This is a genomic window from Desulfosarcina sp., from assembly GCF_033791525.1.
Classification (GTDB): Bacteria; Desulfobacterota; Desulfobacteria; order Desulfobacterales; family Desulfosarcinaceae; genus Desulfosarcina.
On record NZ_JASJGN010000285.1, the window covers coordinates 1 to 13,309 of the forward strand.

12 protein-coding genes and 1 pseudogene are annotated in these 13,309 nt (G+C 55.8%); 5 read left to right on the forward strand and 8 right to left on the reverse strand.

The window, feature by feature from the left end:
* On the forward strand, positions 1–838 hold an 838-nt coding region (locus QNK41_RS14140; protein WP_319258028.1), incomplete at its 5' end, for a DUF1848 family protein.
* On the forward strand, positions 835–1,812 hold the full coding sequence (dusB, locus tag QNK41_RS14145) for a tRNA dihydrouridine synthase DusB (protein WP_319258030.1): 978 nt from the start codon (positions 835–837) through the stop codon (positions 1,810–1,812). The genes QNK41_RS14140 and dusB, both read left to right, overlap by 4 nt.
* A gap of 71 nt (positions 1,813–1,883) precedes the next feature.
* Here the strand turns inward: dusB and QNK41_RS14150 are convergent, their stop codons facing one another.
* Positions 1,884–2,816 (reverse strand): hypothetical protein, encoded by a 933-nt coding sequence (locus QNK41_RS14150; RefSeq protein WP_319258032.1) that lies wholly within the window; start codon positions 2,814–2,816, stop codon positions 1,884–1,886.
* Positions 2,813–3,217, reverse strand: coding sequence for a preQ(1) synthase (queF, locus tag QNK41_RS14155; RefSeq protein WP_319258034.1), 405 nt, complete (start codon positions 3,215–3,217; stop codon positions 2,813–2,815). The genes QNK41_RS14150 and queF overlap by 4 nt, the downstream gene beginning before the upstream one ends.
* A gap of 187 nt (positions 3,218–3,404) precedes the next feature.
* On the opposite strand from queF, the gene QNK41_RS14160 reads away from it, so the two are divergent.
* Positions 3,405–3,599, forward strand: a complete 195-nt coding sequence (locus tag QNK41_RS14160; RefSeq protein ID WP_319258036.1) for a hypothetical protein — start codon at positions 3,405–3,407, stop codon at positions 3,597–3,599.
* Between the two features lie 58 nt (positions 3,600–3,657).
* On the opposite strand, the gene sppA is transcribed toward QNK41_RS14160, so the two are convergent.
* Together sppA and polA are read right to left on the reverse strand one after the other, a co-directional pair.
* Positions 3,658–4,647 (reverse strand): signal peptide peptidase SppA, encoded by a 990-nt coding sequence (gene sppA, locus QNK41_RS14165; RefSeq protein ID WP_319258038.1) that lies wholly within the window; start codon positions 4,645–4,647, stop codon positions 3,658–3,660.
* 153 nt (positions 4,648–4,800) lie between these two features.
* The gene (gene polA, locus QNK41_RS14170; protein ID WP_319258040.1) at positions 4,801–7,506 is read right to left on the reverse strand and encodes a DNA polymerase I; all 2,706 of its coding nucleotides are present in this window, start codon (positions 7,504–7,506) and stop codon (positions 4,801–4,803) included.
* A 100-nt stretch (positions 7,507–7,606) separates the two neighbouring features.
* Here polA and QNK41_RS14175 point away from each other — a divergent pair, with 100 nt between their 5' ends.
* Entirely contained in the window at positions 7,607–7,831 is a 225-nt protein-coding gene (locus tag QNK41_RS14175; protein ID WP_319258042.1) for a hypothetical protein, read from the forward strand.
* 179 nt (positions 7,832–8,010) lie between these two features.
* The gene (locus tag QNK41_RS14180; RefSeq protein ID WP_319258044.1) at positions 8,011–8,937 is read left to right on the forward strand and encodes a DMT family transporter; all 927 of its coding nucleotides are present in this window, start codon (positions 8,011–8,013) and stop codon (positions 8,935–8,937) included.
* A 159-nt stretch (positions 8,938–9,096) separates the two neighbouring features.
* On the opposite strand, the gene QNK41_RS14185 is transcribed toward QNK41_RS14180, so the two are convergent.
* From QNK41_RS14185 to QNK41_RS14200, 4 genes and pseudogenes are all read right to left on the reverse strand, one after another.
* Complete coding sequence (locus tag QNK41_RS14185) at positions 9,097–9,750, reverse strand: cytidylate kinase-like family protein (protein WP_319258046.1); 654 nt, start codon at positions 9,748–9,750, stop codon at positions 9,097–9,099.
* A 293-nt stretch (positions 9,751–10,043) separates the two neighbouring features.
* The gene (locus QNK41_RS14190; RefSeq protein WP_319258047.1) at positions 10,044–10,661 is read right to left on the reverse strand and encodes an alpha/beta hydrolase; all 618 of its coding nucleotides are present in this window, start codon (positions 10,659–10,661) and stop codon (positions 10,044–10,046) included.
* A gap of 72 nt (positions 10,662–10,733) precedes the next feature.
* Positions 10,734–13,022: a serine protein kinase PrkA gene (locus QNK41_RS14195; RefSeq protein WP_319258049.1), complete on the reverse strand. Its 2,289-nt coding sequence runs from the start codon at positions 13,020–13,022 to the stop codon at positions 10,734–10,736.
* Between the two features lie 47 nt (positions 13,023–13,069).
* A pseudogene (locus QNK41_RS14200) lies at positions 13,070–13,309 on the reverse strand (SpoVR family protein); the annotation flags it as partial.

The following is a 13,309-nucleotide window of genomic DNA, read 5'->3' on the forward strand; positions in this document are numbered from 1 at the left end:
CATTCCCGCCTTCTATATGGCCTGGTTTATGGACCGGGTGGCCCGGGGAGTCATCGATGTGATCAATCCCTTCAACCGGCAGGTCAAGCAGGTAGCCGTATCGCCGGACCGGGTTCACACCATGGTGTTCTGGTCCAAAAATTTCGGTCCTTATCTGGCCGGCCGCTACGGAGAGCGCCTCCAGGCAATGGGCTACCACCTGTTTTTCAACTTCACCGTCAATTCACGGTCGCCGATACTGGAGCCGGGCGTGCCGGCCCTGGATGAACGGCTTGGCCAACTCCGGCAGATTTGCCACCGGTTCGGAAGCGCGTCGGTCCAGTGGCGCTTTGACCCCATCTGCCACTTCACCACGCAAGCAGGAGCCATCGAGAACAATCTCGATGATTTTGAAACCATTGCAGCAGCAGCAGGCGAATGCGGTATCGGCACCTGCACCACCAGCTTCATGGACCACTATCGAAAAATTGAGCGACGAACCCGGGACAGGCTGCGCTTTGTCGAACCGTCACCGACCGAACAGGTAAAAATTCTGCTGAACATGGAAAAGGTCCTGTCTCCATTAGGCATTGGCCTGGCTCTGTGTTGTGAAAACAAGGTGCTCGCCCGGCTTCCTGCGGAATCCACCATCAACGCAGGGGCGTGCATTTCAGGCCGACGGATCATGGCGGTTCATGGTGGCAAGGTGTCCCAACGTCACGATTCCGGCCAACGCAAAACATCGGGGTGCGGGTGTAGCGTTTCCGTGGATGTGGGATCCTACAGCCTTCACCCCTGCCACCACAACTGCCTGTTCTGTTATGCCAACCCCTCCTGCGACCGGAGGTGCCATCAATGAAAATAGGGTCCGTTAAAACAGATAATTTCACCGTGCTGGCACCGCTGGCCGGCATCACCAACCTACCCCTGCGGCTGCTGGCCAAAAAAGCCGGCTGTGGCCTGGTCTGCTCGGAAATGATCAGCGCCAACGGGTTGGTGTACGGCTCGGACAAAACGGTGCAACTGCTGGCAAGCGCTCCAGAGGAAAAGCCCCTGTCGGTGCAGCTTTTCGGTTCGAATCCACCAATCATGGCCGAAGCAGCCCGAATTGTCCAGGATTCCGGTGCCGATGTCGTGGACATCAATTTCGGCTGCTCAGTTAAAAAGATCTTGAAAAGCAACTCGGGGTCGGCCTTGATGAAGGACCCGCCGCTGGCGTGCCGAATACTCGATTCGGTTCGAAAGGCGATTTCCATTCCCCTGACCATCAAGATCCGATCCGGCTGGGAGCCGTCCGGGAAACAGGCCATTGAGATCGCCCGGCTGGCCGAGGGCTGCGGAGTGGATGCCATCGCCGTTCACCCGCGAACGGCCACCCAGGGCTTTCGGGGCGAGGCAAACTGGTCCATCATCTCCTCGGTTAAACGCGCCCTGACCATTCCGGTAATCGGCAACGGGGATGTAACCGCACCGGCGGACGCACTGCGCATGTTGGCAGAAACCGGCTGTGACGGGGTGATGGTGGGACGGGCCGCCATCGGCAACCCCATGATCTTTGCCGGGATGCTGGCGGCGGCCAACGGGCGGCCGCCAGCGTTGCCGAACGATAGTCAGCGCATCCTTATGATGACGGCTTACCTGCAGGATTCAGTGCGCTATCTGGGGGAAAAAGTGGCTTGCCGAATGATGCGCAGCCGGCTGTGCTGGTTCGTGAAAGGCATGCGAAACGCCGGACAGTTCCGCAACGCCGTCCGGTATATCGCTTCAGAAAAGGAGGCCACGGACCTGATCCGTCAATACGCAGAGTCAATTTCGGCCTGGTCAGAAAACTGAGATCTGAAGCCGGAGGCCGGAGAATCGAGAACCACAAACGATAGACCAGAGACCAACAACTCAGTCTACCGCTAAGGGACCAAAATGCTGCCGGCCGGCGGTATTTCTCCGGATTCGGGTTCGCCGAAAGATTGCCGGGGCGACACCCGGCTAATGGTGATTTCGCCGATTTTCGGTCCCGGTGCGATGTAACGCTGCCCATCCAGGCCGGTCAAAATAGCGCTGCCATCCAGCACGCTGAACCCATCCCCCACCTCAATGCCCACCTCGCTTCCAGCCGTAATGACGCAAGACCGGCCCTCGATGGAAACCACGGCAGACGTCCACTGGCTGTTTTTGATCGCATCGCCCATACCCTCGCCAAGTGCGTCGCCCATCTCTTCGGCCAATTCAACCAGATCGTCCACCTCTGCTTCCTGGCCGCTGCGGACGATGCCGGCCTGATCCTCGTCGATATCGACTTCATCGGTTAGGATTCCCAGGGCCAAACGAGCCCCCGTCGCCGCATCATAAACCGCTGCCGCAGTCTGAAGCTGAAGGCTGTAGGCGACATCCTTGAAAAACCAGAAGCCCGTCTTCCGGGTACGCAGTCGAATATCCATAAGCACGGGACTCACCACGGCGTTGATGCCCGCCTGCCGGGCGAGCCCTGACAGGGTGAACACATCGATGTCGCTGTTGGCGATCCGCGGCGGGTTCCACAAAAATGGAGGAACGTCGGCTTTTCCCGGCACCATCAGTAATGCATCGGAGGCATTCGATTCCAGGCTGGATATGAATGCGTCCATAAACGGTGACGCCACTTGTGGACTGTTGAACAAGGTGGCATTGGCAAGCACCAGAACACCCACCACCTTCCGGTATTTATCGCTGTCGGAAAAGTCGCGAATGGTTTTTTGTTTCGCGGATCGGTAAGACGACGACACGCCGCATCCGGAAAGCAAAAACGCCGCCAGCAGCGACAACACCAATCCGGTTTTTTTCGGGCCAGCAAAATCAATCATGACGTTGCCTCGTATCGGGCACAAACGGTAGCGGTCAAACCACCCCTTGATGTGAACTGCCCGGTCACTTCCATCATCTTGGGTTTAAGCACCTGCACCAGATCGTCGAGGATCCGGTTGGACACGTGCTCGTAAAACATGCCAACGTTTCGAAATTGCAGCAGATAGTATTTCAATGACTTCAGTTCGACAATACAATTGTCCGGCGTATAGCGGATATTGATGGTGCCGAAATCCGGTAGGCCGGTCATGGGACAAACCGAGGTGAATTCCGGCTGAGAAATGGTGATGACGATATCCCGTTTGCCTTTGTAATGATAATCGATGGGATCAAGCACATCGGTGGTAACGATGTCCGGCTTGTCCACGGTGTAGCGGACGGTGTGATCATAGGATTTCATGGGCTTCTCCAATCGGTTTCTGTTGGGGCTACTTATTAAAGGATGGCGGAAACCGTGTCAAACGTTCTGTGGCCTCTTGCGCTTCAAGCAGAGGCCTGGTCTGCGCGCAGGCCGCAGTTGACTTACGGCTGACTTCCTGTTAACAGTTCAATATATTTAATAATATGATCCATAAAGGCGGAAGCTGATGAGAAAAACAAGCCAAGACGAGCAGATCCTTCGGGCCACCAAGGAGATCGTGGTCAAGTTCATTGAAACGGGACGGATTTCACCCACGGGATTTCCTGAGGTCTTCAAGACCATCTACCGGGCGGTGGATGAAACCGTGAGACTGTCGGCAGATCCGGAAACAGCGGATGAAAAAGCCGGGGAGGCGTCCTGAAAGACAGCCTCCTCGGCAAATGGGTTATCGGACGCTGATCAGGAAGCGGTAACAATAATCAGGGTGAACCCAGCGCATGGGGCCAGAGGTAGTAAAAGCCGGCATCAAGGGAGAGCAGACCACCGATTGGCCCCAGGTCCACCATCGGCGTCGGGTTGGCCCGGGTACCGCTGGTGAGGGTGTTGTATAGGTTGTCGTTGGGATAGTGGGTCCGCCGGTATACCACCACCCGGGCATCGGCATCGAGCGCAGCGAGTTTCCTGGCCTCGGCGATGGCGTCCTGCAGATAGCCGATCTTGTCCACCAGACCCACGGCGACGGCGGCGTCAGCCAGAAAAACCCGGGCGTCGGCAACGGTGGCCAGGCGTTCTTCGTCCAGTCCCCGGTGCTGCTTCACCAGATCAACGAACCGCCGGCCCAATCTATCGGCCAAGTCCTGCAGCATCTTCTCCTCCACTGGTGTGACGGGGCGGAACGGCGACCCCATGTCCTTATTCTCACCGGATTTGTTGACGCGCACGTCCACGCCGATCTTTTCCATGAGCCCCGTCACCTGGGGACGCATCAGAATCACACCGATCGACCCGGTAACGGTGGTGGGATGGGCCATGATCACATCGGCCGGCAGGGAGACGTAGTAGCCCCCGGAAGTGGCCAGGTTCATCATGCAAACCACGACCTTCTTGCCGGTGCGCTGTTTGAAAGCAACAATCTCATGATAGAGGATATCGCTGGCCGTTGTGGTGCCGCCGGGGGTATCGATCTTAAACAGCACGGCCTTGACACGGTCATCCTTTTCAGCCAGCCGCAGATGGGAGACGACCTCCTGAACCACGCCGGGCATCGTCCGCATGACACTGCTTTTTGAGGAGTCGGTGATGACGCCGGAAATCGGAACCACCAGGATCTTATCATCCCCCGTTCCGTCCAGCGTTATCTCCCGCAGCGGATCGGAGGCATCGGAAAACAGGGTGATGCGCGGGGTGGCACAACCGAAGAAGAATATTGCGATCAACATCGTTGATATAATCCAGGTCGATTTTTTCATGTCATCCCTCTTTTGTTCTTTTTAATGACCGTGAACCGATTACTGTAAACCGTGAGTGCGTAACTCTATTCCTAACCCGCTATCATTTCTCTGCGTCCTCCGCGTGCTCAGCGGTAAGATTGACTCTGGCATCGATTTTATGCCGCCGTGCACTCAGTGGGCCTCGGCCCAATTCTGTCCGCAGGCCATGTTGACTTTCAAGGGAACGGCCAGATCCCACACCGTCTCCATCTCCTGCCGAACCAAGGCTTTTGCTTCGTCGAGCTCATCCGGCGGCACCTCGAAGATCATTTCATCATGCACGGAGAGCAGCATGGCGGTTTTCATCCGCTTTTTGCGAAGTGCCCGGTCAACGCCGATCATGGCCAGTTTAATCAGATCCGCAGCGGTGCCTTGGATGGGGGTGTTGATGGCAGTTCGCTCGGCAAACTGGCGCACGTTGCGGTTGGTGCTGGCGATGTCCGGAAGCTGCCGGATACGGCCCAGCAGCGTGCTGGTTTGACGGGTGTCGTGCGCCATCTCGATAGTCTTGTCGATGAAGGCCTTGACGCCCTGGTAGCGGGCAAAATAATGGTCGATATACGTCTGGGCCATCTTGTTGCTGATCTCCAGCTCCCGGGCCAGCCCGAAGGCACTCATACCGTAAATGATGCCGAAGTTGATGGCCTTGGCCTGCCGCCGCAGCTCGTCGTTGATCATCTGGGGGAAAACCTGAAAAACCTCGGTGGCCGTCCGGGTATGAATGTCCTCGTCATCTTTAAAGGCCTGGATAAGGATCGGATCCTCGGAACAGTGGGCCAGAATGCGCAACTCGATCTGGGAGTAATCAGCCGAAAGGAAATGCCAGCCCTCCCGGGGTACGAAGGCCTTTCGAATTTCCCGGCCCTCTTCCGTACGGATGGGAATATTCTGCAGGTTGGGGTCGCTGCTGCTCAGCCGACCGGTGGCCGCCACGGCCTGGTTGAAAGAGGTGTGGATGCGTCCGGTTTGCGGGTGAATCAATTCCAGCAGGGCATCGGCATAGGTGGACTTGAGTTTGGCCAGGGTCCGGTGGCGCAGCACCAGTGCCGGCAAATCATGGCTGCGGGCCAGCGTCGTAAGCACCTCCACGTCGGTAGAGTACCCGGTCTTTTTCTTGGTTTTTTTCTGGACCGGCAGGTTCAGTTTTTCAAACAGGATCCGTCCCAGTTGCTGTGATGAATTGATATTGAACGCTTCACCGGCAAGGTCGTGAATCTGCTGTTCGAGAATGTCCAGCTGCCCGGCAAAGGATTTTGACAGATCACGCAGCCGGTCCCGGTCCACACAGACGCCGGTCATCTCCATCTCCAGCAGCACCGGCAGCAGGGGCATCTCCACCTGTTTCATCAGATCAGTCAGCCCATTTTCTTTCAGCAGGGGAACGAATACATCGTGGGCGGCCAGGGTAATGTCGGCATCCTCGCAGGCATAAGGGATGGCCTTTTCCAGGATCACCTGGTCGAAGGTGACGGCAGCCTTCCCCTTTCCCGCCACCTCGGCGTAGGTGATATTTTTGTGGCCCAGGTAGTCAAGGGCGATCTGGTCCAGACCGTGGGCCCGCTTGCCGGGATCGATCAGGTAGGAAGCCACCATGGTGTCGAAATTGACACCGGCCAGGTCTACGCCGTGGCGGCGCAACACCATCCAGTCATATTTGATGTTCTGGCCGATTTTTTCGACGTCCGGGTTGGCCAGCACCGGCCGCAGTCGTTCCAGCACCATCTCCAGAGACAGCTGCTCGGGCGCGCCCAGGTAGTTGTGGCCCACCGGAATGTAACAGGCCTCACCCGGGCTCAGGCAAAAGGATAGGCCCACCAATCGCGCCTGCATGGGATCTATCGCAGTGGTTTCCGTATCTAACGCAAACCGTTTGGCGCCTTCCAGGCGGTGCACCAGGTTATCCAGGTCATCCGTGCTCATGATGGCCCGGTAGCGCCGCTCGACCGATTGGTCTCGCGAGGCATATTCCTGCTGCAGCTGCCTGAACTCGAGCTCTGCGAAGAGGTGGGTCAGCGCTTCGTCGTCGGGCACCTGGGTTTTCAAACGGTCCGGGTCGAATTGGACAGGCACACGCCGGTCAATGGTCACCAGTTCGCGGCTTAACAGGGCCTGCGCTTTGTACTGAATCAGATTTTCCTTCTGCTTTTTCTTGGTGATGGTGTCGATGCCGGTGTAGACCGCATCCATGCTGCCGAAGGTTTTGATCAGATCCACGGCCGTCTTCTGGCCGATGCCGGGAACACCGGGAATGTTGTCCGCCGTGTCACCGGACAGACCCATCACGTCAATCATCTGCCGGGGCTGAAGGTCGAAGGCCTCGCGGATGGCGGCGGGATCAAGGACCTTGTCTTTCATGGGATCCCAGATGGTGCAGCGATCGGTGACCAGTTGCAAAAAGTCCTTATCCCCGGTGACCATGACCACGTGAAATCCGTTTTCCTCCGCACGATGGGCCAGCGTGCCGATGAGGTCGTCGGCCTCGTACCCCTGCATCTCGAACACAGGGACGTTGAACGCCTCGGTGACCTTTCGGATCCAGGGCAGCTGTTCGACCAGGTCATCGGGCATGGGCGGCCGGTTGGCCTTGTATTCCGCATAGCGATCATGGCGAAATGTGGGGCCTTTGGCATCGAAAAACATGGCCACATAAGCGGGAGAACGGTCTGCCATCAGCTTGATCAGCATGCGGGTAAACCCGAAGGTGGCATTGGTGTGCAGGCCGCTGCTGTTGGAAAGCCCCCGCACCGCATGGTAGGCCCTGTAAATGTAGGCGCTGCCATCGATCAGGTACAGCGTCGGGGTTTCCTGTTCCGGGTCCAGCTCAATTTGCGTTGACACGAAGGTGCTCCTGCATTAGTTAATGTCGTTTCGGCATGTTGTGCGCATAGTAGCATTAACGATCTTAAACGACAAGACTTCAGATAGTTAGCGATAAGCGATGAACAATACCGCAACCCATGTGGCCAGCCGGTCCCGGCGACGGCAGAAAGGACCGAAAGTCTGCCACTGCTGCTCGAAAGAAGTCCCCTTTTGCTGGAGCTGCCGCTGCGGCTTCCTGATCTGCCAGGAATGCATGCAGGAGAATGTGTGGGGCATGTCCTGCAACGGCATCACCTGGCAGTGTCCGGATTGCGGCGGCCAGAACGGCTTCGGGAACCAGTAGATGACGGGGTCGCAAGGAGTCCGATATCTGCGTTACGCTTCATCCCTCGTCACTGCAGCGTACAATAAGTCCGCTGCCTTCGGCACCCGCGATAGCGGTATTCTCGGGATTCACAAGCCTCGATCTCGGGCTTCTTACGACCCCGTCACAAATGCGGCTCTTTAGGAGTTCATTAATAAATGAAACCCCAACACCTGAAATCCGATTTGCTCTTCCTGCTCAGCGCCGTCATCTGGGGTTTTGCCTTCGTGGCCCAACGCATGGGCATGGATCATGTGGGACCGTTCACCTTCAACGGCATCCGCTTTTTCCTCGGCGCCATGGTGCTGGTTCCATTTATTTACAGCAACCGCAACAATCAACCCAAAGCACCCGACGGCAGCGGCCAGATCCGGAACAGACGCCTCGTTTTATATGGCGGCCTGGCCGGAATGGCCATCTTCGCCGGCGCCTCCCTGCAACAAGTCGGTCTCGTTTACACCACCGCCGGTAAAGCGGGATTCATCACCGGCCTTTATGTGGTGATCGTCCCCATCATGGGGCTGTTGTGGGGCCAACGCACCAATGCGGGCACGTGGGGCGGTGCATTGATGGCAGCCGCCGGCATGTACCTGCTCAGCGTTAACGAGGACCTCACCGTCTCCTTCGGGGATCTGTTGGAATTGATCGGGGCGATATTCTGGGCCTGCCACATCCATCTGATCGGCTGGATTTCTCCTAAAACCGATTCCCTGCAACTGGCATTCCTTCAATTCATGGTGTGCGCCGCAGCCAGTCTGATGACGGCCCTGGTCGTCGAAACCGCCAGCGTTGCCGCCATTGCCGCCGCAGCCCTGCCCATCGTCTATGGCGGTGCCCTGTCCGTGGGGGTGGCGTACACCCTCCAGGTGGTGGCCCAACGCCACGCCCACCCGGCCCATGCCGCCATTCTGCTCAGCCTCGAAGCAGTGTTCGCCGCCGTGGGCGGATGGCTGATCTTGGGAGAAGTGATGTCACGCAGGGGAATGGTGGGGTGTTCTCTGATGTTTACGGGGATGCTGATGTCCCAGCTTTACGGATTGGTAACCAAAAGAGAACAAGACAGCGGGTTTTTTAAGACCGGTTGAATCGATACGGCGATGTTCAGCTGGTGCCCCAGCGCTTCGGCAAGGAAAGACCGATTGCCCGGCATTGCTTCGGACGCCTGACGACCTTGCTGACCGTCGGGTTTTTCAGCTTCGGCATCAACCAGTTCAAGCTCGCTTTATCCACTTCGCCTGCGCCGATCAACCGAGCGCACTGCATATGGCAGCTTCAGCCGATTCAACGGAGAGGGTCCCGGTATTTAAGATCACATCATAATTTGCCGGATCGCCGATGTCACTGTGAAAATATTTTCTCACAAAAGCCCGGCGATCGGACTCGGTGCGCAGCACGTGGCGTTTGGCTTCCTTTTTAGACACACTATAGGTTTCGGCCACACGGCTCACCCGCAGTTCCAAAGGGGCGATGATCCGGATCCGGAACCGGTTTTCCGGCGGTAGGACAAAATTGGCGCCCCGACCAACGATGATGGCTTTTCCGTGCCGACCAATGGCGCCGATGACCCGCATCAGCACGCGGGAAACCTCGTCCGGCCAAAGGTGCCGCTCGCTGATGGCGGCCGACACCCAGTCTTCGATCATGGACAACCCCCTTTCATCCAGGGTCCGAATGACTCGGGTGGTGGTGTCCGCATTATCGGCCATGGCATTAATGAGTTCCTGGTGAAAAAGATCCAGACCAAGCCTATCGGCCACGGCCTTGGCCACCAATTTGCCACCACTGCCAGGTTCCCTGGAAAGGGTGATCACCGGCAAGATTTTGTCCTTCTGCTTTTCCTTTCTAAGGATCTCCCAACGACGAACCTGCTCTTCGATGAGTTGATGCATGGCTTTCATGGCGCCTCCTTATTGGTTGTGGGTTAACGCCAAGGGCAAAGGAGCCCGATGACAACCATTCATTGGCGAAAGCGAAAGAATCAATACAATCGTCACGGAATCCAGGAAAGCAGTTGAGGGATCAATCGTTCGGCAAGCGGATGGCGCGCGGAAAGATGGGAAGAATATGGCAAAGGGCAAATGTCGATCGCTGTAAGTTCATTGCGCAACACCTCTGTCACTGGGAAAAGCTTATTCAACAATGGGTTTCATGTCAAGCATGCAATCGCTGAATGTCAGTGTCGCCGGACCCTTTATTCGCAGGGCTGAATCCGTTGGACCAGTCTGTGGGTTACTTCGTCAAGGAAGCCGAAAAATAAGTGGTCGGCACCCTCGATGATATCGATGCGGGCATCGGGATTCCATTGGCCCATCAACGGACGGATCAGGACCGGTGGGGCAATTTCATCACGGCTGCCCGCAACCACCACCGAGAGCATCGGCAGCCGAATCCCATCCTCGAAATCGATGAACGCCACCGGTGGTGCGACCATGGTCATCCCCTGCACCGCCAAACCACCCTGAAGGGCCATGGCATTGACCCAGGCGCCGAAGGAGTACCCGGACAGGTGGACTTCCTGGAGACCTTCACTTTCCATAAAATCTAAAGCACTCGCCACATCGGCCTGTTCTCCGATTCCCTGATCGCAGGTGCCGGTGCTTTTTCCCGCGCCCCTGAAATTAAACCGGAGCGTGGTAAATCCGCTTTTCTGATAAGCGGCGACGATGGCTTCCACCACCGGGTTATACATGTCACCTCCGTAGAGCGGGTGGGGGTGGGTGATGACCACCCCCTTTTTGGGATGGTCGGTTTGGTATAACCCCTCCATTTCCCATTTGCCGGATTGGAAATGTATGTGGTCTTCTCTCACGGATAGCCTCTGTGAATTAAAAACGGATATTCAGGTTGCGGCTGGCCGTTTCATGACAGGCAGTTGGATCCGTCACGGTTTTGTGAATTTTCTGGCGAGATCATTGTCGATGACGTAAATACAAACCGCCCTGGCACCGTGTTCGGTATACCGGTAGCGCTTCATGATGTTGTCCATGAGAAACGTAACATCATCACGGATTTTTTTGTCATAGGTCCTGAAATCCTCTTCGGCGTAATCCTTGATCGCCCGCCGGAAGTTTTCGTTTTCCAGAAAGGGGTCCAACGCCTTTTCCTTCAAGTTAAACACATAGCGTTCTTTCAGTGATTGGAACAGGCGGGTTTCCATGGGAGGGGTGCCGTTTACCATGATCTCCTGAGTGAGCGTTCTGGAAGTGTACTCCTTTTGGGTTTCCTTTCTGAAAGTCAAGAGCTTGACCGTTTCCATTTTTTCGCCCAGCATTCGCCGTTCAAACCTGTCCAGCAGCTCGTCGGTGATGCGGACCTTCTCGCCGGTGAACTTGCAGGTTTCAACGGTGCCCGGTTCGAAATTCACGGCAAACATATAGTGAAGGATTTCCCTGTGAATCTGCTCTTCGTTGAAATAGTATAGAGACTCTTTCACCTCCTGCAAAATGGTAAAGTCGTACAGTGACCGCAGTGAGTCTAAAAAACCCTCCGGGATGGAAGCTTTCAAGTCTTTCTGCCCGTGGAAAAATTTGCACAGCATGGACATGTCGATCAATTCGCCCGATTTGGCGTAGGTGGTAAAAAAGTCGTTGAAGATTTTTATGGAATCGCGCCCTGAAATTCCCTGCCGACCTTCTTTATCGGATTCACCGATGATCCGACGCCGGCGTTTGGCGGTGAGCGCTTTGCGGTCTTCTTCGGACAACCACTCGGGTATGTGCCCGGTGTAAATTTCGATCTTGAGCAACTGAAGGTTCTTGTCACAGTAACGGGTGTATTTCTCCGGTTCTGGAATCCACTCGAGCATGCCTTCGGAGCGAAGGTTCAGCCGGGAAGAGATGATGACCCGGGCAAAATTGTGCAGCACCCGGGGCAGGAAAGTGTCATCGATGTAGGACCCGAAGATGTTGCGGTAGATCTCGACCTCCGTGTTCAAGTCTAATACATACGGGATATTGATGTATACGATACGGTCGGAAAAAGACTGGAAATCCTTGATGTTCTTTTTGTCTTCCGGATTCATCAGGGCCAGGAACAGGGAGTTGACGTTCTCCTCGATATCCTCGACCTTGTGCAGCCCTTCGCTGATAATGTTGTGAAGCTCGATCAGGCGTTCGATGTTATGGGATTTGATGTCCATCAAGGCATAGATGCCGTTGTTGGTTTTGGCGAAACGGGAATAGATATAGCGGACCTGATTACTGTCGGAAAAAAGCCGGTTGATCAACCGCTGAAGGTATTCGTTGGTTTGAATGATCTCCTTGACCGGACGATCACCGGGGGAGAACACGCTGATGCCCCTGCCCAGTCGGCGATTGAATCGGTATGGAACGGCATGGACCATTTCTAGCACCTTTGCCGGGCTCTTCAACCGGGTCAGCAGCGCTTCGTAAAGAGACCCGCAAATCGTGCAGGGAACCTCGTGAAAAATCCATTCATAGGCCTTGTCGGTAAACAGGGTGTATTTAAACTCATTGTTTTCGAACAGATCGTCGAGAAATTGCCGCCGCCGGGATTTTGGGATCAGGAGCAGCGGATTGTCATGGCAGGGACAAGGAACCTCCACAAAATAGTTATCCGTATCGGTCAGGGCCATATCTCGAACGGTATCGAACTGCTTCTTGTTCGGATTTTTCTGCATCCGGAAAAGACTCTCTATAATGGACGCAGTGTCGTTGCCCCCTTCGCTGGCCAGTTGTCTGCGATCCAGGCGCCACACTGTCTCGTAACGGGTCCCTGCCACCGTATTGGCGTACTCTTCGAAACGCTTCAACAGATTGTTCAAAAAGGTGCTCTTGCCGCAGCCGTGGGGGCCGTCAAAAATATAAATTTTGTTTTGCTGGGCACCACTTCTCAGCGCCTCAACATGATTGACCAACCGGTTGGCAAAAAGACGGTCCGCAAAAAAAGGGTGATCTGCGCCTTCGACGAACAGCCTGCTGCAGTCATAGCTCACGTATTGGATCGATTCGGGGTCGTTGGGATATTCATCGACGCCTTCGCCGACATAAGCTTTGAACAGATCGTGAAAGACCTGGAACACGTTCCGGATGGTACCGACTGGGTTGACTAGCACCACTTGAAGAAATTCCTCAAAGGGGATGGGCCTGCGATGATTTGACTCATCGGCAACCGTATCGATATGCTGCATGGCTTTATTGATGTTGTCCATATACTGCCTTATCCGACCGGTGGATGGTGGGGCGCCGATCGTATGATTTAAAGAACATTCCTGCTCAGTTTTCGGTCATGCATGGTGTATAGCACCCGCTGCCATTTGAGTTCCCGAGGTTCGGTTGCATCGGTCTGCGGCATGGGGATCCCGGGCATGGTGGGCATTCTTGGCGTCTGTGGCGTCGCTGCCACCTCCATGGTTTCCAACTGCACCGGACCGCCCCACAGGTATTCAATGCCGAGCATCGTATTGGGTATGTATTCCGCCACCAGCGGTTTGCCCTC

What these genes read in the sequence shown, in the direction of transcription:
- dusB (WP_319258030.1), top strand. Translation starts at nt 835, where the DNA reads ATGAAAATAGGGTCCGTTAAAACAGATAATTTCACCGTGCTGGCACCG.
- QNK41_RS14150 (WP_319258032.1), bottom strand. Translation starts at nt 2,816, where the DNA reads ATGATTGATTTTGCTGGCCCGAAAAAAACCGGATTGGTGTTGTCGCTG.
- queF (WP_319258034.1), bottom strand. Translation starts at nt 3,217, where the DNA reads ATGAAATCCTATGATCACACCGTCCGCTACACCGTGGACAAGCCGGAC.
- QNK41_RS14160 (WP_319258036.1), top strand. Translation starts at nt 3,405, where the DNA reads ATGAGAAAAACAAGCCAAGACGAGCAGATCCTTCGGGCCACCAAGGAG.
- sppA (WP_319258038.1), bottom strand. Translation starts at nt 4,647, where the DNA reads ATGAAAAAATCGACCTGGATTATATCAACGATGTTGATCGCAATATTC.
- QNK41_RS14175 (WP_319258042.1), top strand. Translation starts at nt 7,607, where the DNA reads ATGAACAATACCGCAACCCATGTGGCCAGCCGGTCCCGGCGACGGCAG.
- QNK41_RS14180 (WP_319258044.1), top strand. Translation starts at nt 8,011, where the DNA reads ATGAAACCCCAACACCTGAAATCCGATTTGCTCTTCCTGCTCAGCGCC.
- QNK41_RS14185 (WP_319258046.1), bottom strand. Translation starts at nt 9,750, where the DNA reads ATGAAAGCCATGCATCAACTCATCGAAGAGCAGGTTCGTCGTTGGGAG.
- QNK41_RS14195 (WP_319258049.1), bottom strand. Translation starts at nt 13,022, where the DNA reads ATGGACAACATCAATAAAGCCATGCAGCATATCGATACGGTTGCCGAT.